Genomic DNA, 23,942 nt, shown 5'->3' on the forward strand with positions numbered 1-23,942 from the left:
AGATCGCGATCAAAATAATTTTTTTCATAACGGTCTCCTAGCTCTGTCTCAGGCGACCGCCACTTGTCTCATCCAAAATAATTTATGTCAACGAGACTTAGACTATTAATTATATTGCAAATATTAATGTCATTTGCGCTCGGACATCCTCGTCTCGGAAAGCCAGAATCTCCTGCGGAGCGCGGTCAAAAATGAAAGTCCGGCAGTTCGGCCAGCGCGATGCCCAGCGCTTCGGCCCAGCCGTGCGACACATTGTGGAAATAGGGATCGTCGCGTTCGAAACGGCGTTCGTGGACGCCGTGGAAATCGTCGCGTTCGTGGACCTTCAGGTCGATCGGCAGATCGACCCCGGCGTTGGCGCGGATCGTCGAATCGAACGAGACGCACAGCAGCTTGACCGCATCCTCAAACGACATAGCGGAATCGTAGGACCGCACGATGATCGGGCGGCCATATTTGGTTTCGCCGATCTGGAAGAAGGGATTATCCTCCCCCGCTTCGATGAAATTGCCCTCGGGATAGATCAGGAACAGGCGCGGTTCGGCGCCGGCAATCTGCCCGCCGACGATCAACGAGGCGCGAAAGATCGATTCGGCGGCCGGCCCTTCGGCGCCGTAGCGCAGCACGATCTGGCGCAGCGTTTCCCCGACGATCGTCGCAACCTGGAACATCGACGGCGCCTGCAGGATCGACGGCTGGCGTTCCTCGGGTGCCTTGGTGCGCTCGTCGAGCAGGCTGACGACCGCTTGCGTGGTCGCCAGATTGCCTGCCGACATCAGCGTGATCACACGCTCGCCCGGCACGTGCCAGCTGCGCATCTTGCGCACCTGCGATATGTCGTCGACGCCGGCGTTGGTGCGGGTGTCCGACATGAACACCAGCCCCTTGTTCAAACGCATGCCCACGCAATAGGTCATCGAATCCCCGTCCCGCCCCTGTGATGTCCCGATTATTGCTGCACCTGCAATTGGACAACCAGATTTTCTTGCGCCGCACCATAGCGCATGCCGCGAACCGGGGCGGCATCGCGATAATCGAGCCCCGTCGCGACGCGGATATAGCGCTCGTCGGGCGAATGGCCGTTGCTGACGTCGAAGCCGATCCAGCCGATATGGTCGAAATGCGCCTCGGCCCAGGCGTGGGTGGCATCCTGATGGGTGCGGTCGTCCATGCTGAGATAGCCCGAAACATAACGCGCCGGGTGGCCCAGATGGCGCATCGCGGCGATGAAGATATGGGCGTGATCCTGGCACACCCCGCCCTCGCCCCCCAGCGCCTGTTCGGCGGTCGTCTCGGCATCGGTGACGCCGATGCGATAGGCCAGCCGGTCGAGGATCGCCGCCGACAGCGCATGCGCGCGTTCGATATCGTTCGCGAAGTCGCGGCCCAATCCGGCGGTCAGCGCGCGCACGCCCCGTCCCGCACGCGTAAGCGGCGTCGGGCGGAGGAAGATCCACAGCGGCATCGCCCCGCGATGCGCCCCGATCACCCCGTCGGTGGTGAGCAGTTCGACCGCGCCGTGGCACCGGATGACAAGTTCGGCATCGCCGCCGTGCACCGCGATCAGATCGACGCCATTGCCGTGATGATCGACATAATGGAGCTGCTTTTCCCCGCCCTCGACCTCGATCGTCCAGTCGTGGATCCTCTGCTGGCCCGGCCGGTCCTTGGGGGTCAGGCGCAGTTGTTGCAGCGCATAGCCGACGGGAGCGTCATAGCGATAATGGGTGGTATGATCGACACGCAGGAACATCGTCACTCCACGAAACGGTAATCGCGCTCGATCTGCATCGCGAGCGCCGAATTGGCGGACAGGAAATCGGTCAGATATTCGTGCAGGCCACCATCGAAGATCGCCTGGATCGGCCCCGCGAGCTTTTGCCGGCACAGGGCATCGGCCATCCGCCCTGCCTCGGTCTCTTCGCCATAGCCGCGCTGGAGCCAGGCAAGATTGTCCTGCATCTTGGCGCAGCAAAAGGCGAGGCTGCGCGGCATCTGGCCATAGAGGATCAGGAATTCGGCGATCTTGAGCGCGCTGATCTCGGCCCCGTAAAGCCAGCGATAGGCGCGGTGCGCCGAGACCGACCGCAGGATCGTTTCCCACTGCACATTGTCGATCGAGGTGCCGATATGCGCGACCGAAGGCAGCAGCAGATAATATTTGACGTCGAGGATACGCGCCGTGTTGTCGGCGCGTTCGAGGAAAGTGCCCAGCCGCGCGAAATTATAACCATCGTTGCGCAGCATCGTGCCGGTCAGCGCACCCCGCACCTGCGCACTCTGCTGACGGATCGCGGCGAGCACGTCGGGCAGATCGTCTTCGCGCACCGGCCGCTTGAGCAGGTCGGCCAACGTCATCCAGCTCGTATTCACCGCCTCCCACACCTCGCGCGTCAGCGCGGTACGCGCGGTGCGCGCATTGTCGCGCGCGTGCTTGACGATCGACAGGATGCTCGACGGGTTGGCCGGGTCGCGCAGCAGGAAATCGACGACGCGCGCCGAGCTGTAATCATCGTGCGTCGCCAGGAATGCCTGATCGACCCCCGCGGTCTCCAATATCGAGCGCCATTCAGCGGGCGCCGTCTGCGACCGCGTGAGCGCGATGCGAAAGCCCGCGTCGATCAGCCGCGCATTATTCTCGCTTCGTTCAAGATAGCGCGCCATCCAGAAGAGGCTGCCTGCGGTTTTGCCTAGCATGGGCGCGCCTCCCTCCCCTCCCGCAAGCGGGAGGGGGTTGAAACCGATCCCCGTGCCAAGCGCCATCCCCATCAGTCCTCCAACACCCAGGTGTCCTTGGTGCCGCCACCCTGGCTGCTGTTCACGACCAGCGACCCCCTGGTCATCGCGACGCGCGTCAGGCCGCCGGGGGTGATGGTGATGCCCTGCGGCGACATCAGGACAAAGGGACGCAGATCGACATGTCGCGGCGCAAGGCCCTTTTTGGTGAAGATCGGCACCGTCGAAAGCGACAGGGTCGGCTGGGCGATATAATTGCCGGGGTTTGCCTCCAGCTTGGCGCGGAACGCGGCGATTTCCTTCCGGCTCGCGGTCGGCCCGACGAGCATTCCATAGCCGCCCGACCCGTGCACTTCCTTCACCACCAGTTCGGGAAGCCGGTCGAGCACCTCGCGCAGATGTTCGGGCTCGCTGCATCGCCACGTCGGCACGTTGGGTAACAGCGCCTTTTCGCCGGTGTAGAATTCGATGATGTCGGGCATGTAACTATAGAGCGCCTTGTCATCGGCGATCCCGGTCCCCGGCGCATTGGCAATCGTGATGCCGCCCGCGCGATAGACGTCCCATATCCCGGGCACCCCCAGCATCGAATCGGGACGGAAATTCAGCGGGTCGAGGAAATCATCGTCGACGCGGCGGTAAAGGACGTCGATCGCGCGATAGCCCTGCGTCGTGCGCATCGCGACCCGGCCATCGACGACGCGCAGGTCATGCCCTTCGACCAGTTCGGCGCCCATCTGATCGGCTAGGAAGCTGTGCTCGAAATAGGCGCTGTTGTGGATGCCCGGCGTCAGCACCGCGACGGTCGGCGTACCGCCGCACATCGGCGGCGCACAGGCCGACAGCGATTTCAGGAGGTTGATCGGATAGTCGCCGACCTCGCGCACCGGTACTTTCGCGAACAGCTCCGGAAACATCTGGAGCATCGTTTCGCGATTCTCGAGCATGTAGGACACCCCCGACGGAGTGCGGGCATTATCCTCCAGCACATAGAATTCGTCGGCGCCGGTGCGGACGATATCGATGCCGCTGATATGGGTATAGACGCCGCCGGGCGGATCCATGCCCATCATCATCGGCAGGAAGGCATCGTTGCGCGCGATCAACGCGGTCGGCACCCGGCCGGCGCGCAAAATCTCCTGCCGGTGATAGATATCGTAGAGAAAGGCGTTGAGCGCGCGCACCCGCTGCTCGATCCCGCGCGACAGGCGGCGCCATTCGCCCGCCGCGATGATCCGCGGCACGACGTCGAACGGGATCAGCCGCTCGTCGGCGTCGGCCTCGCCATAGACGTTGAAGGTAATGCCTGTGGTGCGAAAAAAGGCTTCGGCCTGCTGCGTCTTGCGCTGGATGCGCTGGGCATCCTCGGCGTCGAACCATTCGCAATATTCGCGAAAGGGCGGCCTGGTCCCGCCATCCCCGGTCATCATCTCGTCGAAGAAGGAAATGCTCCGACCCTTTCCACGCAACAGCCACGCCAACCGCGCACGATAAACGCGGCGCCCTGTTCCGACCTGCTACGTCGCCCGGCGGCTACGCGGCCACCAAGCTTATGGGAAAGATGCTAATCGCGCCGCCGCGCGATGGCAAGCGGCCTCATCACGGCGCGAAGGGCCGCGCGCATCGGCGCGCGGCCCCGCCGTCCTATGCCGTCAAAGCTGCCCGTGGCAGTGCTTGTACTTGCGGCCCGAACCACAGGGGCACGGCGCGTTGCGGCTGATCTCCAGCGCGGCATAGGGATTTTCGCCTTCGGGAAGATCGGGGCGCGGCACCTGCATCGGCGGCAGCGTGTCGGCGATCACGCCCAGCGAGCCGCCGTCGATATCGGCGCTGTTGTCCTCGCCCGTGAAGGGATCGATGTGCGTGGTCAGGAAGTCCGGCAGGTCGGGCAGCGGCATCGGTTCGGGTTCCTGGAACTGGAAATCGATCCGCGCCACGGTGCGCGTTACATCCTCGCGGATATTCTGCAGCATCCGTTCGAACAGCCCGAAAGCCTCGGCCTTATATTCGTTGATCGGCTGCTTTTGCGCATAGGCGCGCAGGAAGATCGCCTGCCGCAATGCGTCGAGCGTCGCGAGATGGTCCTTCCAATGATGGTCCAGCGTCTGGAGCAGGATGGACTTTTCGATACCGCGCCAGCTTTCCTGGTCGACCTGCGCCGCCTTTTCGGCCGCAGCCGCGTCGGCCATCTGCTGGATGCGCTCCTCGAAGATTTCGGCATCGACCGCATCTTCCTGCATCCATTCATCGAACGGCGGGCTGAGGTCGAGGATGTTCGCCACCCGCTCCTTCATCGCCTCGATGTCCCATTGCTCGGGATAGCTGCCCGGCGGGCACGCATCGGCGACGATCGCATTGACCGTTTCGGCACGCATCGCCGTCATCGCGTCATCGACCGTTTCGCTGTCGATGATCTCGCCGCGCTGTTCGTAGATCACCTTGCGCTGGTCGTTCATGACGTTGTCATATTCGACCACCTGCTTGCGGATGTCGTAGTTGCGCGCCTCGACCTTCTTCTGCGCGGTCTCGATCGCCTTCGACAGCCACTTCGATCCGATCGCTTCGCCATCCTCGAGATTCTTGTTCATCATCTTGGCGAACAGCGTGTCGGGACCGAAGATGCGAAGCAGATCGTCGTCGAGGCAGAGGTAGAATTTCGACAGGCCGGGGTCGCCCTGACGGCCCGAACGGCCACGCAGCTGGTTGTCGATGCGGCGGCTTTCGTGGCGCTCGGTGGCGAGCACGAACAACCCGCCGGCGGCCTTCACCGCCTCACGCTCGGCGGCGACTTCCTCGCGGATGCGCGCCTCGGCGGCGTCGCGTTCGGCGCCTTCGGGCATGTCCTTCAGCTCGTCCTCGATGCGGAATTCTTCGCTGCCGCCGAGTTTGATGTCGGTGCCGCGGCCCGCCATGTTCGTCGCGATCGTCACCGCGCCGGCGCGGCCGGCCTGCGCGACGATATGCGCTTCGCTTTCATGGAAGCGCGCGTTGAGGACGCTGTGCGGCACGCCTTCCTTTTCGAGATAGGAGGACAGAAGCTCGGACTTCTCGATCGACACCGTGCCGACCAGCACCGGCTGGCCGCGCTCGTTCGCCTCGCGGATCGTGCGTGCGATCGCGCCGAACTTGTCGGTGATATTCTTGTAGAATTCATCTTCCTCATCGATGCGCGCGATCGGGCGGTTCGTCGGGATGGTGACGACGTTCATCTTGTAGATTTCGAAGAATTCGGCCGCCTCGGTCGCCGCGGTGCCGGTCATCCCAGACAGCTTGGGATACATGCGGAAATAATTCTGGAAAGTGATCGAGGCGAGCGTCTGGTTTTCGGGCTCGATATTCACGCCCTCCTTCGCCTCGACCGCCTGGTGCAGGCCGTCGGACCAGCGGCGGCCATCCATCATGCGGCCGGTGAATTCGTCGATGATGACGACCTTGCCGTCCTTGACGATATAGTCGGTGTCGCGGCGGAACATCACGATGGCTTTCAGCGCCTGGTTGACGTGATGGACGACCTGCGTGTTCTCGATATCGTAGAGATTGCTGCCCTGGAGCAGCCCGGCGTTTTCGAGCAATCGCTCGACATGCTCGGTGCCTTCTTCGGTCAGGCTGATCGACTTCGCCTTTTCGTCCTTCTCATAATCCTCTTCGCCGAGCTGAAGGACCACGTCGTTGACGCGGATATAGAGTTCGGATTTGTCGTCGGTCGGGCCGGAGATGATCAGCGGCGTACGCGCTTCGTCGATCAGGATCGAATCGACTTCGTCGACGATGCCGAAATTGAACGGGCGGTGGACCATCTGGCCGCGGTCATATTTCATGTTGTCGCGCAGATAGTCGAAACCCAGCTCGTTGTTCGTCGCATAGGTGATGTCGCTGTTATAGGCGGCGCGGCGTTCGGTTTCGTTGAGGTTGGGAACGATGATCCCGGTGGTCAGCCCCAGAAAGCCATAAACGGTGCCCATCCATTCGGCGTCGCGGCGGGCCAGATAGTCGTTCACGGTGACGACGTGAACGCCCTTGCTCTCGAGCGCATTCAGATAGCAGGGCAAAGTCGCCATCAGCGTCTTGCCTTCGCCCGTCGCCATTTCGGCGATTTCGCCGCGGTGGAGGACGATGCCGCCAATCATCTGCACGTCGAAATGGCGCATGCCGAGCGTGCGCTTTGCCGCTTCGCGAACCGTCGCAAAGGCTTCGGGCAGGATGTCGTCGAGCGTTTCGCCGGCATCGAGCCGGGCGCGGAACTTCGGGGTCTGCGCCTTCAATTCCTCGTCGCTCTTCGCTTCCATTTCGGGCTCGAAGGCGTTGATCTTGGCGACGGTCTTGCGGATCGAATTGACGTAGCGGTCGTTGGACGAGCCGAACAGGCTCTTGGCAATGCTGCCGAACATGGCGGATTTCCTTGGATTATCGAAAAGGGTGGCGGACGCGCCGCACGAATATGCAGAAAAAGGCCCCGATCATTCGGAGCCTGGCCCGTCAGGGCATCGCCAAAAGGCTATTCGAGCGCGCGGTCGCTGCCGGTGAGGAGGCCGGGAAGATGCGGCGGGGCCGCCTTGCGCGGCTTGCCGCTGCCGCCGCTCGTCGTGCGGCGGGTCGGGGTAGCGGTGGTTGGTCGGCGTTCGCTATCGCTCGCCTCGGCCTTGTTCGCGCTTTCGGCGAGCAGGACCAGCGACCCCATTGCCACGGGCGTGGCAGGCGCCGCCATCGCCCGGTCCGCGGTCGCGAAGCCGGTGAGCAGCGCCAAAAGGGTCAGCAATAACCGCAAGAATCGCCCCTATTCCAATCCAACGCGCTGCATATAACGCGCTGCTGCATGAACATAGGGTGAAAAGGCGCGAAGGTCCAGAGGCGGCGTGACGGCCCGTGCCGCCTTCACGTGCCGCCCGAAGGACAGTCGGAGACCAGCGGCCCCTTTTGCTTCGCCTTCGTATCGATCGAATCGACACGCATCGTGATGTGGCTGGACCGGAAGAATTCGGGCGAGGTTTCGCAGAAGCCTATGACGAGGGCATCGGAAACCTGCTGCGGCGTTGCGTCGGCTCGCCATCCGTCGGGACCGGTTACGGTGATCACCAGCGTATTGTCCTCGGCATCCACGGCCTGAATCTGGATACCGCCCTCGAATACCGTTCCGATTGTCGTTCGCATGGCCGCGACATAGTCGCCGATCGTCGGCGCGGCATTCGGAGCCTGTGCGGTTGCGGCCGCCGGGATCGAAGCGACCGCCAGTGCGGCGCCCAAAAACAGCTTGTTCATCGTCTGATACTCCCCTGCGACCCCACCTGCTCCATATCGCCGCGCGCATCGCTGTCAAAGCCCGTTTGCGCCGGGCGCCGCGATTGCGCTTGACGGGCGCGTCAACTTCGCCTGTTCTCTACTGACAATCATGTCAGGGAGGACGGGATGGCACGGAAGGCGATATTCATCACCGGCGGCGGATCAGGCATCGGCCGCGCCACCGCGCAATATTTTGCGGCGCAGGGCTGGTTCGTCGGGATCGCCGACGTCAACAAGCAGGGCATCGACGAAACCGCCGCGCTGCTTCCCGACGGCGCCTCGTCGCGCCACGTCATGGACGTACGCGACCGCGACCAATGGAAAGCTGCCCTTGCCGAATTCGCAGCCGCGAGCGGCGGTCGCCTCGACGTCTTGTTCAACAACGCCGGTATCGGATCGGGCGGCCAGTTCCTCGACATGCCGCCCGAAGAGGCGGACCGGCTGATTGCGATCAATTTCGGCGGCGTCGTCAACGGCATCTACATGGCGATGCCGTTGCTGCGCGCGACCCCCGGATCGGCGATCCTCAACACCGGATCGGCCTCGGGCTTCTATGGCGTCGCCGGGCTTGCCGTCTATTCGGCGACGAAGTTCGCGGTGCGCGGGCTGACCGAGGGGCTGGAGATCGAGTTCGCCAAATACGGGATCAAGGTTCGCTCGCTGATGCCCGGCTTCATCGACACGCCTTTGCTCGACCAGGTCAGCGCCGACAGCAACGAGCCGGCCCGCGACCGCCTGTCGGCGAGCGGTTTCGAAATCTCGCCGGTGCAAGATGTCGCAAAGGCAGCGTGGGATGCCGTTCACGGCGACCGCGTGCATGTCCCCGTCGGCAAGATGGCGCGCCGCCTCGGCCGCCTCGCGCGCTTCTTCCCCGGCCTGATCGCCAAGCAATCGAAGAAGATCGACGGCCTCGGCGGCGCGGCGGCGCATTGACGCGCCGGTCGGGTGCGAAAGACGGTGTGCGCTACAGATTCAGAAACCTGCGCGAATTGCCGCTGAATATCTTGGCCTTCTGCGCGCCCGACAGACCGCTGTGATCGCGAACGAGCTGGCCGATGTCCTGTTCGCCGAGTGGGAACGGGTGGTCCGAACCGAGCAACACACGGTCTTCGCCCATCACTTCGACGAGCAGGGTCAGCGCGCGCGGGTCGAACACCGCTGAATCGACGAAAAAGCGATCGACATAGGTCGAGGGCGGGTTCGGGCAATCGACACGGACGATGTCGCGATATTTCCAGGCATTTTCGACGCGGCCGAGCAGAAAGGCGAAACTGCCGCCGCCGTGACCGAAACAGATGCGCAGGCTTTTCGGCAGGCGCTCGAACGCGCCCGACAGGATCAGCGACAGGATCGAAAGCTGCGTCTCGGCGGGCATCGCGACGAGCCAGGGCAGCATATATTTGGGCATGCGTTCGCGCGCCATCATGTCCCACGGATGGACGAGCACCGCCGCACCCACTTCGGCGCAGTGGGTGAGAAAGGTCAGGATGCCTTCATCGTCGAGGTTGCGCAGCCCCATATGATTGCCGATCTGGACGCCAAGATGGCCGCATTCCATCGCGCGGCTGACCTCGCCGCACGAGCGGTCGATATCCTGCAACGGCACCTGCGCCAGAGCCTTCATCCGATGCGGCGCGTGGCCGCAAAATTCGAGCGCAGCGTCATTGAAGCGCTGCGCACATTCGAGCGCCTGCCCGGCAGGGCGACTATAGCCGAACATGATCGGCGTCGCGCAGATGATTTGCAAGTCGATCCCCTGCTGGTCGAGCGCTTCGACGCGGCGCGCGGGATTCCACAATATATCGTCGACCGGGCGGAACATCTTGGCGCCCGACATGATGAAGCCGGTGCCGTCGCCGTCATCGCGCAGCCACGGCAGGCCGTCGGCTTCGGCGCGGGCGCGATAGGCGGCATCCATCGCCGGAAAGAAGTGGCTGTGCATGTCGATCACGGCCGCCCGTTGCGCTGGATTGTCCATCATGATTGTCGCCGCACCCTTGTCCTTCAAACACCCCGCGGGTCGCCGAAGCGCGCGGGCCATGCGGTTGAGTAACGGCGGGTAGCTATCAACAATAATCCCGAGACTTGCCCTCGCTATTACAAAATGGCTATATCCTGTCCGAACCGGGTGGGAGATACATCATGCCAAAATTTCACGAGAATTTCCTGCTCGGACGCCTGAAGCTGCGTCAGTTGCGGCTGCTGACCGCCATCGCCGACGAAGGCACGGTGCTCAAAGGCTCGCAGGCGCTCAACATCGCCCAGCCCGCGGCCACGAAGAGCATCAAGGAGTTGGAGGACGCCTTGGGCGTCCAGCTCTTCGAACGCTCTTCGCGCGGCGTCACCCCGACCGATTTCGGTGCGGTCATGATCAAGCATGGCAAGCTGATCCTTGCGCAGCTTCGCCATGCCGGCGAGGAACTGCAGTCGCTGGAAGAAGGTCTGTCGGGGCGCGTCCATGTCGGCACATTGCTTGCGGCATCGACATCGCTGCTACCGCGCGCGCTGGCGCGGCTGCGCGAGCGGCGTCCCGGGATCGCGGTGACGGTCGCCGAAGGCACGATCGACCGCTTGATGCCCGGCCTGCGCACCGGTGACATCGACGTCGTGCTCGGCCGCCTGCCCGAATATCGCGAGCGCGAGGGGTTGAAGCAGGATGTGCTGTACCTCGACACCGTATCGATCATGGTGCGCGCCGGCCATCCGCTGACGCAGCGTGACGCGCTGACGCTCGCCGACCTGGTCGATCAGGCGTGGGTGATGCCGCCGACGCAGACATCGCTGCGCCGCCAGATCGACCAGGCCTTTCGCCACGAAGATCTGGAACCGCCGCTCGACGTGATCGAATCGGTGTCTATCCTGACCAATCACGCCCTGCTGATGAGCACCGACATGGTGGCGGCGATGCCGCATCAGGTGGGGATCGGTCAGGCGGGTCTCGTCGCGCTGCCCGTGACACTCGAAGGCGCCAGTTCGCGGATCGGCGCCACGACGCATGCCAATGTCGAACTGTCGGCGGCCGCCGCCTATTTCATGGACGTCGTCCACGAGGTCGCCGCGGAAATCCGCAGCGAACTGGGGCAGGATCAGCCGGCTTCCGCCGAGGGCGACACGCGCCGCCAGACGAAATAGGCAGCAGCGATCAGCACCAGCCAGGGACCACCCGCAAAGACGGCGACCTGCCAGTCGGCATCGACCGCCATCGTCACACCGATCGCCCCCAGCAACGCCAGCCCCAGAAGCTGGGCATAAGGGAAGAAGGGCATCTGCACCGGCAAATCGGCGCCGCGATGGCGCCGCCGAAAACGCAGGTGACTGACGAGGATCGCACCCCAGACGAGCAAACCACCGAACAGCACGATCCCGAAAAGATAATTATAGGCGAGCGGGGTGAGGATCGACAGCGAGGCGGCGAGGAGGATGCCGACGCCGGTGACGATCGTTGCGCGCATCGGGACATGCTGCGCATTCAGCTCACCCAGCTTTCGCGGTGCATAGCCGCCGCGCGCGAGCGAAAAGAGCATGCGCGATCCCAGATAGATGCTGGTGTTCATCGCCGACAGCGCCGCGGTCGCGACAACGAAGTTCATCATGCCGGCGGCATAGGGGATCCCCGCGCTGGCAAACATCTTCACGAACGGGCTTTCGGTAACGACCTTCGCCCCCGACTCCGTCCACGGCAGGAAGGCGACGATGATGAACAGCGCGAGGATGTAGAAGAGGAACAGCCGCGCCGCCATCGTGCGCAGCGCCGCCGGTATCGCCTCTTTCGGGTCTTTCGCCTCGCTCGCGGTGCCGACGACGAACTCCAGCCCCATGAACGAAAACAGCGCCATCAGCACCGCCATCCAGACGCCCGAAAAGCCGTTGGGCAGGAAACCGCCAGCGAGCCCCGTGACATTGTGCAGCCCGACCGGATCGCCGACGATACCGAAGATGCGGCTCAGGCCCACGATGATGAAGCCGACGATCGCCGACACCTTGATGACGGTCAGCCAATATTCGACCGACCCGAAATTATGCACCGCGCGCGTATTGACCCAGACGACCGTCGCCGCGCTGCCCAGCGCCCACATCCACACCGGCGTGTCGGGCAACCACCATCCCATATAGATGCCGACCGCAACCGCCTCGCTGCCGATCAGCAGCACCTGCTGGATCCAGTAGGTATAGCGCACGATGAATCCCATCATCGGGCCAAGGTAGATTTCGGCATAGGTGCCGAACGAACCCGCCGCAGGATGGACGACCGCCATTTCCGACAGGCTGAAGACCATGATGACCGCGACCAGCGCCGCGATCAGATAGCTGATCAGGACGCCCGGCCCGGCGTAGCCGATCGCAATGCCCGATCCCATGAACAGGCCGGTGCCGATCGCCCCGCCAAGCCCGATCATGATGATCTGCGCCTTGCTGAGTCCGCGCTCGAGCCCCGCCTCGCGGTCGAGATAGGCCTGTTCATCCATCGTCATTCCCCCTGCCCCCGCGCTCAGGTCACCGCGTCGCGGATTTGATGCTCGGGTCTTTTCCATATCCCGCCATCCATTATCGTCACCAGCCGGTCGACCGCATCCCAGACATCGGCATAGCCGACATAGAGCGGCGTGAAGCCGAAACGCACCGTATCGGGCGCGCGGAAATCACCGATCACGCCCGCTGCGATCAGCGCGCGCATGATCGGATAACCATCGGCGTGCGCAAAGGACACCTGACTGCCGCGCGCCGCCGCCTCGCGCGGCGACGCAAGGGTGAAGCCATGGCCGGCGCAACGCTCCTCGACGAGCCGGATGAACAGGTCGGTCAGCGCCATCGACTTGGCGCGGATCACGTTCATGTCAGCGGCGCGATGGATGTCCAGACCGACTTCGACCAGCGCCATCGACAGGATCGGCTGCGTGCCGATCAGGAACTGGCGAATGTCGCGCTGCGGCCGATAGCCGGGCTCGAAAGCGAAGGGCGCGGCATGACCCCACCAGCCGGTCACGGGCTGCAGCGCCTGACCCTGGTGCCGTTTTGCCGCGAACAGGAAGGCGGGTGAGCCCGGACCGCCGTTCAGATATTTATAGGTACAGCCCACCGCGAAATCGACGCCCGCGCCACCCAGGTCGACCGGCATCGCGCCCGCGCTGTGGCACAAATCCCAGATCGCGAGCGCCCCCGCCGCCTGCGCGGACGCGGTGATCGCTGCCATATCGTGGATGTGCCCGGTCTTGTAATGGACGTGGGTGATCGCGACCGCGATCGTGTCCTCGTCGATCGCCCCCGCAATCTCGTCCTTTTCGCAGAGCCGCACCTCCACGCGCCCGCCAGTCGCGGCTGCGACGCCCTGGGCAATGTAATTATTGGTCGGGAAATTGCTGCCTTCGAGGATCAGCACCCGTCGCTCGGGGCGTAGCGCAACCGCTGCCGACAGCACCTTGAACAGATTCTGGCTTGTCGAATCGCAGACGATTACCTCGCCGTCCCCCGCACCGATCAGCGGGGCAAGCTTGTCGCCGAGGCGCACCGGCAGGTCGAACCAGCCCGCGCTGTTCCAGCTCTTGATCAGGTCGGCGCCCCATTCGCGGGTCACCACGTCGTGCGCGCGCGCCGCCGCGCCCTTCGGCATCGCGCCCAGCGAATTGCCGTCGAGATAGATCATCCCCGTCGGGATATCGAAGCGATCGCGCAAGGGGGCGAGCGGATCGGCGGCATCCATGGCGGCACAGGCGGCGCGATCGAGACTATCAAGCGTCATGGTAGCAAATCACCTTCGTCTGCGACATTTCGCGCGCCGCAAAGCGCACCCCCTCGCGCCCCATATTCCCGCGTCCGGCACCGCCGAACGGCATGGCATCGAGGCGGTAGTCGGTCGAATCGTTGATCATCACCCCCGCCGCACGCAGGCGCCGCGCCGCATGGCGGGCGGTGCGGTGCGATTCGGTGAAGATCGCCGCGTGTATCGCGTAGTCGGCGCCGTTCGCGGCGTCGATGGCTTCGTCCAGATCGGTGAAGCGAAACAGGCTCGCGATGGGACCGAAGGCTTCGTGACAGACCACCGGCGCGTCGCCCGGAACATCGGCAAGCAGCGTCGGCCGCACCAGCGCCCCGGCCCGCTCGCCGCCCGTAAGCAGGGTGGCGCCGCGCGCGACCGCTTCGTCGACCCAGGCGATGATGCGCGCCGCCTCGTCACCGCCGATCATCGGCCCGATGTCGGTTGCCGGGTCCAGCGGATCGCCGACGCGCAATGCTTCGGTCGCGGCGACGAGCGCGGCCTGAAAGACGTCATGGATCGCATCATGGACATAGATTCGCTGCACCCCGACGCAATTCTGCCCCGCCGCGCCGAAAGCGCCCGCCGCGCAGGCGGCCGCAGCCCTCCCGACATCGGCATCGTCCATCACGATCACCGGACCGTTGCCGCCAAGCTCCATCGCCAGCCGCTTGATCCCGGCCGCGCGGCAGATCGCCTGCGCCACCTTTGCCCCGCCGGTAAAGCTGACCATCGCGACGTGAGGATGGCCGGTCAGCGCGTCGCCAAAATCGCCGCCGCGCCCGGTGAGCAGGTTGAGCGCTTCGCCGGGCAGGCCAGCGGCGAGCAGCAGGCGCGCGAGCCGGATTGCGACGAGCGGCGCCTGCTCTGCGGGCTTGAGGACAACCGCGTTGCCCGCGGCGAAGGCGGGACCGAGCTTGTGACAGATAAGGTTGAGCGGATCGTTGAACGGCGTGATCGCGGCAATCACCCCGACCGGTTCCAGGACATAATGGCCCGACCGCGCTTCGCCGCCGGGAAAGCTGTCAAAGGCAAGCGTCTCGCCAGCGAGCCGCACCGCCTCCTCGCCCGACAATCGCAGCGTGTTGACCGCGCGCGCCACTTCGCGCCGCGCGGCACGGATCGGCTTGCCCGTTTCCGCCGTGATCGTGGCGGCGAAGCTTTCGGCTTCCGCCTCCAGCGCGGTCGCAGCGGCGTGGAGGATGCGCGACCGCGCTCCGCTCGACAGATCGCGCATCGCCTCGGCACCGCGCAGCGCGCTCGCCACCGCGCGCGCGACGTGCGACGGATCGGCGCAGGCGACCGCGCCGAGCGCTTCGCCCGACCAAGGGGCGAACACCGGCATCACCTGCTCCGCCGTTTCCCAGCGGCCGCCGATCAGCAGCGACCGTTCGCTGCCCAAGGCGGCGTGCATCATGGCTTATCCTTGCGCAGCACCAGATCGTCATATTCGCGGCTGTCGAGCAATGCCTCGACGATCACCGGGCCGTCCGCGGCAAAGCCCGCGTCGAGTGCCGCCCGAAATTCCGCCGGATCGCGCGCGACCGTTACCGGCACACCGAACAGCGACGGGCCGCCGATCGTTCCCTCGGCGCGCACCGGGGTGCCATAGATGGGATTGGATTTCTTTTCCTGCTTGATGCGGATCAGCGCGAGGTCGTTGTCGGTGAAGATCACGATCACCAGCGGCAGCTTTTCGCGCGCTGCGGTCGCCAGTTCGCCCGCGGTCATCAGGAAGCCGCCGTCGCCGAGCACGCAGCATACCGGCGTATCGGGGCGACAGAGCTTCGCAGCAATTGCTGCGGGAAGGCCGAATCCCATCGCCGACCAACCGTTGGTCATGATCTGCGTACCGGGTTTCGGCGTGCGCCAGTGCTGGCCGATCAGATGGGTGTGGGCGCCGACATCGCACGTCATGATGCCGTTGTCAGGCAGCACGTCGCGCAGCACGTCGAGGGCCGCGCAAGGCCCGAAGGCGCCGTCCCGCCCCGCAAGCTTCGCGAACATCGCAGCCTTCCGTGCCGCGAGCCCGGCGAGATCCCAGTCCTTGCTGGCAGCGGGCAGCGCCAGCAGCGCGTCGAGCGCCGGCGCGATCGCTCCGACGACCTCGGCGGCGACCGGATGCTTGTCGCGGTCGATATCGACGGGCGCGACGTCGACGCTGGCGAGCGCCAGCCCGTCCTTCATCCAGCTTTCGTAATTGAACTCGATCGGGTCGTAACCGATCGCGACGACCAGATCGGCCTCAGCATGGGTCTGTCCGACCATATCGGAGAGCGCATGGAAGAGCACCCCGGCGTAATTCGGATGATCCTCGGCGATCATGCCCTTCGCCATCGGGGTGAGCAGCACCGGCAGGCCGAAGCGCTCGGCGAGCGCGGCGATGCGGTCCTGCACCCCGGCATGAACGGCACCGAGACCGATTGCGAGGACAGGCTTTTCGGCGGCGGCAAAGGCGGCGACCAGCGCGTCGGTCGCGGCGAGGTCGGGCATCGGCAGCGGGTCGGCCTCGACCGCACCGATCGCCTGCGCTTCGACAGCTTGCGCGCTCATTCCCTGCGGCAGGCCGACGTGCACCGCGCCGGGGCGCCCCGACAGCGCGATACGCGCCGCTTCGGCCAGCGTGTCGGTCGCGCTGTCCGCCGCGATCCGCATCGTCGCCTTGGTCAGCGGCGCGAACAGCGCCTGATGGTCGATCCCCATCTGGACCGTGCGACCGCGCAGCGGCGCCGGCATCTCGTCGGTCAGCGCGATCATCGGCGATCGGTCGAGCGTCGCGCCGCCGACGCCGGTCGCAAGATTGGTCGCGCCGGGACCGAAGGTGCCGAAACACACTCCCGGAACGCCGGTCAGTCGCCCGCAGACGTCGGCCATGAAGCCCGCCCCGCCTTCGTGGCTGGCCAGCACGAAATCGATACCGTCGGTCGTGCGGATCGCTTCCATATAATCGACCCAGCCGCCGCTCGGCACGCCGAAGATATGGCGGACGCCCAGATCGCGCAGCCCCGTTACGACGTTGCGGGCGACTGTGGTCGATGTCATGTGCGATCCTTCATCCGAGAGCCAGTTTCGCGACCGGCCTAGGCGCCGAAGCCATACACAAAAAATACCGAATGGCCGTCATGATATATCGATGCGGTTATAGAAAGCGGTCGGCGATGGTCCCGATGCCGTCGACACCGCCTTCGACGACATCGCCTGCGACGATACGGCCTACCCCCGCGGGCGTGCCGGTGTAGATCAGGTCGCCGGGCCGGAGTTCGACATAGGCCGACAGTTCGGCAATGATGTCGGCTACCGGCCAGATCATGTCGGCGATGTCGCCCTCCTGCCGCGCCTCGCCATTGACCGACAGCCAGATCCGCGCGCTGGCCGGATGACCGACCGCGGCCACGGGGACGATCGGCGACAGCACGGCGCTGTGGTCGAAACCCTTCGCCATGTCCCACGGCCGGCCGCCCGCCTTGGCCTCGGCCTGAAGATCGCGGCGCGTCAGGTCGTTGCCGACGGCATAGCCGAAGATATGCGACAGAGCGTCGGCCGCCGCGATATTCGCACCGCCTTTGTCCAGCGCCACCACCAGCTCGATCTCGTGATGCAGATTGTCGGTGCGCGGCGGCATCGCGATGTCGGCGGTCGCTCCGACCAGCGCGTCGGCGGGCTTCGAAAAGAAGAAGGGTGGTTCACGCGTCGGATCGCCGCCCATTTCGCGCGCATGATCGGCGTAATTCTTGCCGACGCAAAAAATACGGCGAACCGGAAAGCGATCGGCGCTGCCGGCAATCTCGGCGGTGGGTGCGGCAACGGCAAATGGCAGAGTCATGAAGAGGCGTCCTCGATATCAGGAAGACGGATAGAGCGCCGCGCCACACGTGCCGAGGTCGGCGCCCGCAAGGCCGCCTTCCCTCACCGCATTCCACGGGCTGCCCATCTTGTCTTCGGGGCGATACCAGAAGCCATAGAGCTTGCCGTTCGCCGCGACCAGCGTCGCCGCGCCGATGCTGCCCTCTTCCTTCGAATACCAGGCAAGCCGCATGATGCGCCCGAATACCGTTCCGCGCAGCGTGCCGAGCCCGTCGTTGTAGCAACCGAATATCTCATTGCCCTGCTGCCGCAACAGAATCGGGCCATATTCGTGCGAATAGACGCCGCTCGCATCGGCATCGGGAGCCGCCGCGTCGCCGCGGCGATCGAGCGTACCGAGCACGGCAAGATCGGAAAGCCGCGTCGGCCCGCGGCCCTGCCAATTGCTGTCGATGCGCAGTCGGAGCCAGCGCGCCGATGCTGGCGTCGGCAATTTCACGACGGTTCGTGCGTCCGCTTTCGCTTCCCCCTCGACCAGCATTTCATAGGGTCCCTGCGGCCCCTTGTTCGAGCCGAGCAACGCGAAACGCCGGACCGGCGATCCTTCGGCGGTCTGCGACATCGATCCGTCCTCGCGCACCACCGGCTCGAACCGGTTGTCGAGGGCGACGGCATCGATCTTTGCGGTGCCAGCCAGCTCGAAATTCAGCGCGTGCGGAAGCGTGACGCCCTTGTCCGACAGCCAGCCATAGGCAGGCCCGCCGTCGACAAGGTTGATCGCCCAGTTCGACCAGTGGCGCTTCGCCTCATTCCCGTCGGCTTCGGCGATGCCGCCCCAACTGATATGCAGGATATTGTCGCCCGCGGGTTCGGCGGGAGCCTCCGGTGCCTGTTCACCGGGCGTGTTCGAGCATCCGGCAAGGAGCAAGGCCCCCGCCAGCCCCATCGTGGCTGTGCGCATCGGTTTGTCCTTCTAAAACATTTCTTCCGTCATCCCGGCGAAGGCCGGGATCCCGACCTCGCGTCTCACCGCCCCGGCGAGACCCCGGCCTTCGCCGGGGTGACGAACAACTTTCTATTTCCGCACGGGCCAGATATTCTTTGGCGCGCCGAGGTTCGGCTTGCCGAGCAGCGGGCTCGACAGCGCGTAGACGCCGTTCACCGAAAAGGCCCAGATGATGTTGCGGTCATATTCAGTGTAGACCGCAAACGTCGAATTGCCGAACGTATAGTCTGGCATTTCCTTTTCATTGGCGAAGCGCGGAACGAAATAGCCCGCGATCGCCGGCTTTGCCGGGTCCTTGACGTCAAAAATCTGGATGCCGGCGTTGTAAAAGGCATAGATGGCAAGGCCCTGCCGGCCGCGCTGGGGCTGGGTCAGCCCGCCCGACCGTTTCGGTCCGAAACTGCCGCGCCGCTGGCAAAAATCGGTAAAAGAGGCCTCGGGCGGCGGCGTCGGGCGCGGGAAAGTCGCCGCGACCTTCGGATGCGCGGGATCGCGCACGTCGATCGAATAGATCGGCTTGAACGGCTCGTAACAGCTTTCGTTCATCGGATAGCCGTTGGAAAAAACGAAGCCGGTGCGGTCATATTGGCTGACATCGACATTGTCGAACTCGGTCCCCGCATAGCTCGGCGGCACCGAAAGATGGCCGAGCGTCTTCGGGTTCGCCGGGTCGCTGAGATCGAAGCTGTAGAAACCGAGCCCTCCCATGCCGCCGAAGCCGATCTTGCCGCCCGCCTCGACCGGCTTCGACGTTACGATCGGATAGCGCGAACCCATCCAGCTCGTCCGGTTGCCCGCGCGCGGATTGGCGCGGTACGCAGCCTCGCTCTCGGGATCGCCGAGGCGCTGGCCGGGGACGGTGATCTGCGAAACGAACTTCGGATCGGCGGGGTCCTCCATGTCCCAGACCTGATAGCCGGGCGAATAGAGATAGTCGGGATATTCGGTGAGCGAATAGCTGTCGTCGGGCGCCGACGAGAGAAGCATATATTTGCCCCCGAACCATGTCGCCGCGTCGAGCGCGCCCGATCCCTGCTGTTCACCCACCGGCGCATCGGGATGTTTGTAGTCGGTAGTGCGCGTCGCGATCAGGTCCCATTTGTCGGGCGTCGGCCCGTTCATAACAAAAACTTTGAAACCCTTGAGCGAATTATAGTGCCGCTGCGCGGCGACCTTGGTGGGCTCGCGGCGCTTGTCCTCCATCAGGCCGAAACGACCGATCTCGTAGGAGGCGACCAGGACATTGCGTTGCAGCTTCTTGCTCCAAGCCACCGTGACGCCGCCGAAATAATCGGTGACCGCCGACGGATCCCACGCCTCGCTCGATCCCTTGGCGCTCCATATGCCGCCCTTCGACCAGACGATCTTCGCCTTGCGCGGATCGGTGACGTCAAGGATGCGCAGATAGTCGCGGTCGTGGGTGTAAAGATAGCGGCGGCCGGAAAAATCGACGACATTCGCCCACGCATGCCAGGGCGACGTTACCGTAGGATAGAAGGCGATGACCTTCACATTCTTGGCATAGCTGTTCTGGTCCCAATGATCGAGCTGCCCCGGAAAGGACGGCGGATCGTTAGTCAATCGGGTCGCGACCGGATGCCGGAAGCTGCCGTCGGGATTCATGCCATAATCGACGCCCGGCACCGGATCCTTCGGCGGGTTGTCTGGCGTCGCCGCGATCCAGGCTTTCAGCCAGGGATCGCGAACGTCGATCGGCGCGTCGGCATGACTGCCGCTCCAATCCGCCGCCATAGGCGCGGTCGCGCTGAGCAGAGCGGCGACTGCCAGACTGGTCCCCGCCATGATCTTGATACCGCGCTTCATTACGATTCCTCCTTCTCATTGACCCACATCGTCATTGCGAGCGAAGCGAAGCAATCCAGGGCGGCTCACGCGAACTCTGGATTGTCGCGTCGCTTCGCTCCTCGCAATGACGATCGTTGTTGTCCTCATCGCCCCTAGAAGCGGAACCGGGCCGTCACGCCATAGGTGCGCGGCGGGATGTAGGTCGAATAGATGGTTCCGAACAATTCGAGCTTGCTGGTGAAGTTGAGCTCGTTCGTGAGATTCTTCGCCCACGCCGTCACTTCCCATTTGTCGCCGGCATCGCGCAGGCCGATCCGTGCATTGAGCAGGATTTCGGAGTCGAACTTCAGGATTGGCGTGTTCGGATTGTCGAAGAAATTCGCGCCGGTATATTGGAAATCGCTACCCAGAACGAGCACCAGATTATCGGCGATCGGCTGGTCGAGGTTGGCGGCGACATTGAAGGCATGTTTGGGCGTGCGGCGGCAGGTGTTGCCGTCGAGATCGGTTCCCTCGTCGTCGATGATCAGTTCGCCGGTGAAGTTGCAGCGCGAATAGGCATAATTGCCCGACAGGGTGAAGGCGTCGGTGATACGGGCCTGGAAATCGAGTTCCAGGCCATAGGCACGCGTACCATTCTTCGCATTGAAGACGAAATTGTCAGGCGGCATTCCCGGCCCCGGTGACAGGAACTGGTTGGTCTGCAGATTGTCATAGTTGGTGTAATAGGCCGCCGCATTGATGAACAGGCGCCGGCCTGCCAGCGCGAGCTTTGCGCCGACCTCGAAGCTGTTGGCGGTTTCCGGGTCGAACGATACCAGCGCCTCTGCGGGCGTGTTTGCATCCTCGCCGGTCCAGCCGCCGGGCTTGTAGCCCTTGGCATAGCGGGCGTAGAGCGTGACATCGTTGCTCGGTTCGAAACGCAGCGTCGCACTCGGCAACCATGCATCCCAGCTGCGCGTTTCGCCGACCACGAAATTGACGGCCTCACCCTCGAACGACACGCCGGAGCGGTTGTTCGAATAGCGCTTGTGGTCATAGGCATAGCGCAGCCCGGCCTCGAAGGTCAGCTTGTCGGTGATGCTGTAGCTGAGCTCGCCGAAGACGCCGACATTATCGTTGCGCGAGGTGGTGACGGTGTGGTTCGATCCCGGTGACGGCGTCGCGGGCGTTCCGCCATAGGCCATGGCGAATGCGAATTCCTCGATCGCCTGATAGTCGGGAAAGAGGAAGTTCACATCCTCGGCGCGGCGGATATTCTCGTGCAGATAATAGGCGCCGCCCTCGACGCGCAGTGGACCGCCATTGTCCCAGCGCAGGCGCAGCTCCTGCGAGAATTGCGTCACATCCTCGCCCTTGCCACTGTCGAAATAGCTGTCGGGAACGGTGGCGAGATAAGTATCGAGCCCGGCGACCATCGCCGAGGTGATGTCGGGCGCATTGGTCGCGGGATCGATCGGGAAGTTGAAAAGCATCCCCGACCCGTCTTCGCGCGCCTTCAGCGAGCTGTCGCGATAGACGGTCTGCGAGGTCACGCTGAGCCCGCCGCCGGCTTGCCAGTCGATCGTGCCGCTGACCCCGTACATGTCGCTATTCTGGAAACCCGTGAAATTATGATTTCCCGACCGCGGATCGGCGCTCTTGAAGGGCGCGTTGCGGTCCGGCAGCACGAAGCCCGGCAGGCTGTCGATCGTCGGCGCATAATAGCCGAGATAGGTCACTTCCTCGCTGTCGCCCGGAATGAGGATATCGACCCAGCGCGCCCCGTCGCGGTGGCGGGTGTAGTCGGCAGCCAGATTGGCGTCGAGCGATGGCGTCGGTCGCCAGCGAAGCTGGGCACGCACCGACTGCATATTCTGGTCTTCCTCGTCGCCGCCGCGCAGATTCTTCGCATAACCGTCATGGCTGCGCGAACTGGCGACAAGACCCAGGCTCAACGTGTCGGACACCGGCCCGCGCACCGATCCGGCGACGTCGAGCCGGTTGTAATTGCCATAGGTCGCCTCGAACCGCCCTTCGAACGTATCGCCGGGCTTCTTGGTCACATAGTTGATCAGGCCGCCGACGACGCTCTTGCCGAAGCGCAACGCCTGCGGTCCCTTCAGCACCTCGACGCGTTCAAGGTCATAGAGGTCGAGCAGCGATCCCGTGCCGCGCGACAGATAGGCGCCGTCGACGAAGATACCGACCGCCGCATCGGCGCCCGCGCCCTGAATATCGGAGCCGATGCCGCGAATGAAGAGTTCGGTATCGACCGCGCGCTCGGCGCTGAGCTTCAGGCCCGGAACGCGGTAAGCGACTTCGGAGAAATCCTTGATTCCGGCGCGTTCGAGCGCCGCGCTGCTGAACGCCTGAACCGAGATCGGTACATCCTGCAGGCTCTCCTCGCGCTTGCGCGCCGTCACCACGATCTCGTCGCCCGGTGCCGCGGCCGCAGCCTCGTCGGGTGCCGATTGCGCAAATGCCGTGGCCGGCGTCAATTGTGCCGCGGCGGTTGCCAGAAGCGCCCAGCGCAGATTCCCCCTAGATCCCATTTTCTACCTCCCGAGCAGCCATGCGCCTTTGCCTTCAAATGCGGCACTGTCGACACTGGCCTTGTTGATCGCCGGGTATGGATAGGTCGCCACATTATATCGATATAATAGATTATGCACGCATCACTATTCCAAAATGGCCATATCGGGGATGCCGCTTGTTGCGCCGACCACCAGCCGCCGCCGCCGACACGACTGCCCGCGCCCGAAGATGCCATTTTTTGAAAGACATATGCGGATGCCGGCCATCCCGCCCGCATCGAAGCAACATGTCACGCGGCACAAACCCCTCGCGCCGGGACGCGCTCGATCGGGCTGACAGCGTAGAAATGAGCATGGAGCCATGGCTTGCCCGGCGTAGCAAAGACGAGCGATACCGTTTCGCTATCACTCGCCGATTGCGCCTCGCGTCCCATCTCCGCTACTTGGGCGTCTTAAATGGGGTGATGGGGTGGACGCCCCCGGCGGCATCGATGTGCCATAGTGGAGGTGTTATCACACCACTAGAGGAGGCGTCCGTGTTGGAAGTTAGCATAATCGGATTGGATATCGCGAAGAATGTTTTTCATGCGCACGGCGCGGATGCGAGCGGGCGAGCACTGTTCAGCCGCAAGATCGGCCGAGGGAAGCTGCTGGAGTTCTTTGCTGGGCACCAGCGTTGTACGGTCGCGCTGGAAGCCTGTGGGGGCGCGCACCATTGGGGCCGAGAGCTGACACGGCTGGGATACAAGGTGAAGCTGATCCCGCCCGCGTATGTGAAGCCGTTCGTGAAGCGGAACAAGAATGATGCGGCGGATGCGGAAGCGATTTGCGAGGCCGCCCAGCGCCCGAGCATGCGGTTCGTGGCGATCAAGAGCGAAGAGCAGCAGGCGTCAAGCCTGGTGTTCCGGACCCGTGACCTGCTGGTGCGGCAGCGCACCCAGCTGATCAATGCCATCCGAGGTCATCTTACCGAATATGGCTGGGTAGCGCCCAAGGGTCCCTCGCACGTCGCGATGCTCGGCGATCTGCATCCGCGCGCCGTGCA

19 protein-coding genes are annotated in these 23,942 nt (G+C 64.1%); 3 read left to right on the forward strand and 16 right to left on the reverse strand.

From position 1 onward, the window contains the following. Positions 1-185 precede the first annotated feature (185 nt). The 7 genes from P1IM2_RS18680 to P1IM2_RS18710 form a co-directional block, all read right to left on the reverse strand. The gene (locus P1IM2_RS18680) at positions 186-917 is read right to left on the reverse strand and encodes a peptidase (RefSeq protein WP_186403462.1); all 732 of its coding nucleotides are present in this window, start codon (positions 915-917) and stop codon (positions 186-188) included. Positions 918-949: 32 nt separating this feature from the next. After that, positions 950-1,753 (reverse strand): transglutaminase domain-containing protein, encoded by an 804-nt coding sequence (locus P1IM2_RS18685; protein ID WP_186403483.1) that lies wholly within the window; start codon positions 1,751-1,753, stop codon positions 950-952. A gap of 2 nt (positions 1,754-1,755) precedes the next feature. Next, positions 1,756-2,697: an alpha-E domain-containing protein gene (locus tag P1IM2_RS18690; RefSeq protein ID WP_186403463.1), complete on the reverse strand. Its 942-nt coding sequence runs from the start codon at positions 2,695-2,697 to the stop codon at positions 1,756-1,758. Positions 2,698-2,768: 71 nt separating this feature from the next. Then, a complete protein-coding gene (locus P1IM2_RS18695; protein WP_186403464.1) occupies positions 2,769-4,166 on the reverse strand; it encodes a circularly permuted type 2 ATP-grasp protein in 1,398 nt (465 codons plus the stop codon). Between the two features lie 222 nt (positions 4,167-4,388). Next, positions 4,389-7,124 carry a preprotein translocase subunit SecA gene (gene secA / locus P1IM2_RS18700; protein ID WP_186403465.1) on the reverse strand — a complete coding sequence of 912 codons (2,736 nt, stop codon included), beginning with the start codon at positions 7,122-7,124 and terminating at the stop codon, positions 4,389-4,391. Positions 7,125-7,231: 107 nt separating this feature from the next. Beyond that, positions 7,232-7,492 carry a hypothetical protein gene (locus P1IM2_RS18705; protein ID WP_003052741.1) on the reverse strand — a complete coding sequence of 87 codons (261 nt, stop codon included), beginning with the start codon at positions 7,490-7,492 and terminating at the stop codon, positions 7,232-7,234. Positions 7,493-7,608: 116 nt separating this feature from the next. Then, positions 7,609-7,992 (reverse strand): hypothetical protein, encoded by a 384-nt coding sequence (locus tag P1IM2_RS18710; RefSeq protein WP_186403466.1) that lies wholly within the window; start codon positions 7,990-7,992, stop codon positions 7,609-7,611. 147 nt (positions 7,993-8,139) lie between these two features. Here P1IM2_RS18710 and P1IM2_RS18715 point away from each other — a divergent pair, with 147 nt between their 5' ends. Next, positions 8,140-8,946 (forward strand): SDR family oxidoreductase, encoded by an 807-nt coding sequence (locus P1IM2_RS18715; RefSeq protein ID WP_062770108.1) that lies wholly within the window; start codon positions 8,140-8,142, stop codon positions 8,944-8,946. Between the two features lie 31 nt (positions 8,947-8,977). On the opposite strand, the gene P1IM2_RS18720 is transcribed toward P1IM2_RS18715, so the two are convergent. Further along, positions 8,978-9,994, reverse strand: coding sequence for an amidohydrolase family protein (locus P1IM2_RS18720; RefSeq protein WP_260834199.1), 1,017 nt, complete (start codon positions 9,992-9,994; stop codon positions 8,978-8,980). A 161-nt stretch (positions 9,995-10,155) separates the two neighbouring features. Here P1IM2_RS18720 and P1IM2_RS18725 point away from each other — a divergent pair, with 161 nt between their 5' ends. Beyond that, positions 10,156-11,145 (forward strand): LysR family transcriptional regulator, encoded by a 990-nt coding sequence (locus P1IM2_RS18725; protein ID WP_186403467.1) that lies wholly within the window; start codon positions 10,156-10,158, stop codon positions 11,143-11,145. On the opposite strand, the gene P1IM2_RS18730 is transcribed toward P1IM2_RS18725, so the two are convergent. The 8 genes from P1IM2_RS18730 to P1IM2_RS18765 form a co-directional block, all read right to left on the reverse strand. Beyond that, a complete protein-coding gene (locus tag P1IM2_RS18730; RefSeq protein WP_186403468.1) occupies positions 11,100-12,485 on the reverse strand; it encodes an amino acid permease in 1,386 nt (461 codons plus the stop codon). The two genes, P1IM2_RS18725 and P1IM2_RS18730, sit on opposite strands and share 46 nt — an antisense overlap. Positions 12,486-12,502: 17 nt before the next feature. After that, the gene (kynU, locus tag P1IM2_RS18735; RefSeq protein WP_186403469.1) at positions 12,503-13,750 is read right to left on the reverse strand and encodes a kynureninase; all 1,248 of its coding nucleotides are present in this window, start codon (positions 13,748-13,750) and stop codon (positions 12,503-12,505) included. Further along, positions 13,740-15,182 carry an aldehyde dehydrogenase family protein gene (locus tag P1IM2_RS18740; RefSeq protein ID WP_260834200.1) on the reverse strand — a complete coding sequence of 481 codons (1,443 nt, stop codon included), beginning with the start codon at positions 15,180-15,182 and terminating at the stop codon, positions 13,740-13,742. Before P1IM2_RS18740 ends, kynU begins: the two co-directional genes overlap by 11 nt. Then, complete coding sequence (locus tag P1IM2_RS18745) at positions 15,179-16,807, reverse strand: thiamine pyrophosphate-binding protein (RefSeq protein ID WP_186403470.1); 1,629 nt, start codon at positions 16,805-16,807, stop codon at positions 15,179-15,181. The genes P1IM2_RS18740 and P1IM2_RS18745 overlap by 4 nt, the downstream gene beginning before the upstream one ends. Positions 16,808-16,904: 97 nt before the next feature. After that, the gene (locus tag P1IM2_RS18750; protein WP_186403471.1) at positions 16,905-17,588 is read right to left on the reverse strand and encodes a fumarylacetoacetate hydrolase family protein; all 684 of its coding nucleotides are present in this window, start codon (positions 17,586-17,588) and stop codon (positions 16,905-16,907) included. A gap of 18 nt (positions 17,589-17,606) precedes the next feature. Continuing rightward, complete coding sequence (locus P1IM2_RS18755) at positions 17,607-18,530, reverse strand: discoidin domain-containing protein (RefSeq protein WP_186403472.1); 924 nt, start codon at positions 18,528-18,530, stop codon at positions 17,607-17,609. Positions 18,531-18,644: 114 nt separating this feature from the next. After that, entirely contained in the window at positions 18,645-20,399 is a 1,755-nt protein-coding gene (locus P1IM2_RS18760) for a hypothetical protein (protein ID WP_186403473.1), read from the reverse strand. 134 nt (positions 20,400-20,533) lie between these two features. Continuing rightward, positions 20,534-22,915, reverse strand: a complete 2,382-nt coding sequence (locus tag P1IM2_RS18765) for a TonB-dependent receptor (protein ID WP_186403474.1) — start codon at positions 22,913-22,915, stop codon at positions 20,534-20,536. 518 nt (positions 22,916-23,433) lie between these two features. On the opposite strand from P1IM2_RS18765, the gene P1IM2_RS18770 reads away from it, so the two are divergent. Then, the coding region (locus tag P1IM2_RS18770) for an IS110 family transposase (RefSeq protein WP_186403475.1) at positions 23,434-23,942 on the forward strand (509 nt) is incomplete at its 3' end.

This window comes from Sphingopyxis sp. P1IMeth2, assembly GCF_900185685.1.
GTDB lineage: Bacteria > Pseudomonadota > Alphaproteobacteria > Sphingomonadales > Sphingomonadaceae > Sphingopyxis > Sphingopyxis terrae_A.

Coding starts and splice junctions, on each gene's coding strand:
- P1IM2_RS18680 (WP_186403462.1), bottom strand. CDS start 917: ATGACCTATTGCGTGGGCATGCGTTTGAACAAGGGGCTGGTGTTCATG.
- P1IM2_RS18685 (WP_186403483.1), bottom strand. CDS start 1,753: ATGTTCCTGCGTGTCGATCATACCACCCATTATCGCTATGACGCTCCC.
- P1IM2_RS18690 (WP_186403463.1), bottom strand. CDS start 2,697: ATGCTAGGCAAAACCGCAGGCAGCCTCTTCTGGATGGCGCGCTATCTT.
- P1IM2_RS18695 (WP_186403464.1), bottom strand. CDS start 4,166: ATGATGACCGGGGATGGCGGGACCAGGCCGCCCTTTCGCGAATATTGC.
- secA (WP_186403465.1), bottom strand. CDS start 7,124: ATGTTCGGCAGCATTGCCAAGAGCCTGTTCGGCTCGTCCAACGACCGC.
- P1IM2_RS18710 (WP_186403466.1), bottom strand. CDS start 7,992: ATGAACAAGCTGTTTTTGGGCGCCGCACTGGCGGTCGCTTCGATCCCG.
- P1IM2_RS18715 (WP_062770108.1), top strand. CDS start 8,140: ATGGCACGGAAGGCGATATTCATCACCGGCGGCGGATCAGGCATCGGC.
- P1IM2_RS18720 (WP_260834199.1), bottom strand. CDS start 9,994: ATGATGGACAATCCAGCGCAACGGGCGGCCGTGATCGACATGCACAGC.
- P1IM2_RS18725 (WP_186403467.1), top strand. CDS start 10,156: ATGCCAAAATTTCACGAGAATTTCCTGCTCGGACGCCTGAAGCTGCGT.
- P1IM2_RS18730 (WP_186403468.1), bottom strand. CDS start 12,485: ATGACGATGGATGAACAGGCCTATCTCGACCGCGAGGCGGGGCTCGAG.
- kynU (WP_186403469.1), bottom strand. CDS start 13,750: ATGACGCTTGATAGTCTCGATCGCGCCGCCTGTGCCGCCATGGATGCC.
- P1IM2_RS18740 (WP_260834200.1), bottom strand. CDS start 15,182: ATGATGCACGCCGCCTTGGGCAGCGAACGGTCGCTGCTGATCGGCGGC.
- P1IM2_RS18745 (WP_186403470.1), bottom strand. CDS start 16,807: ATGACATCGACCACAGTCGCCCGCAACGTCGTAACGGGGCTGCGCGAT.
- P1IM2_RS18750 (WP_186403471.1), bottom strand. CDS start 17,588: ATGACTCTGCCATTTGCCGTTGCCGCACCCACCGCCGAGATTGCCGGC.
- P1IM2_RS18755 (WP_186403472.1), bottom strand. CDS start 18,530: ATGCGCACAGCCACGATGGGGCTGGCGGGGGCCTTGCTCCTTGCCGGA.
- P1IM2_RS18760 (WP_186403473.1), bottom strand. CDS start 20,399: ATGAAGCGCGGTATCAAGATCATGGCGGGGACCAGTCTGGCAGTCGCC.
- P1IM2_RS18765 (WP_186403474.1), bottom strand. CDS start 22,915: ATGGGATCTAGGGGGAATCTGCGCTGGGCGCTTCTGGCAACCGCCGCG.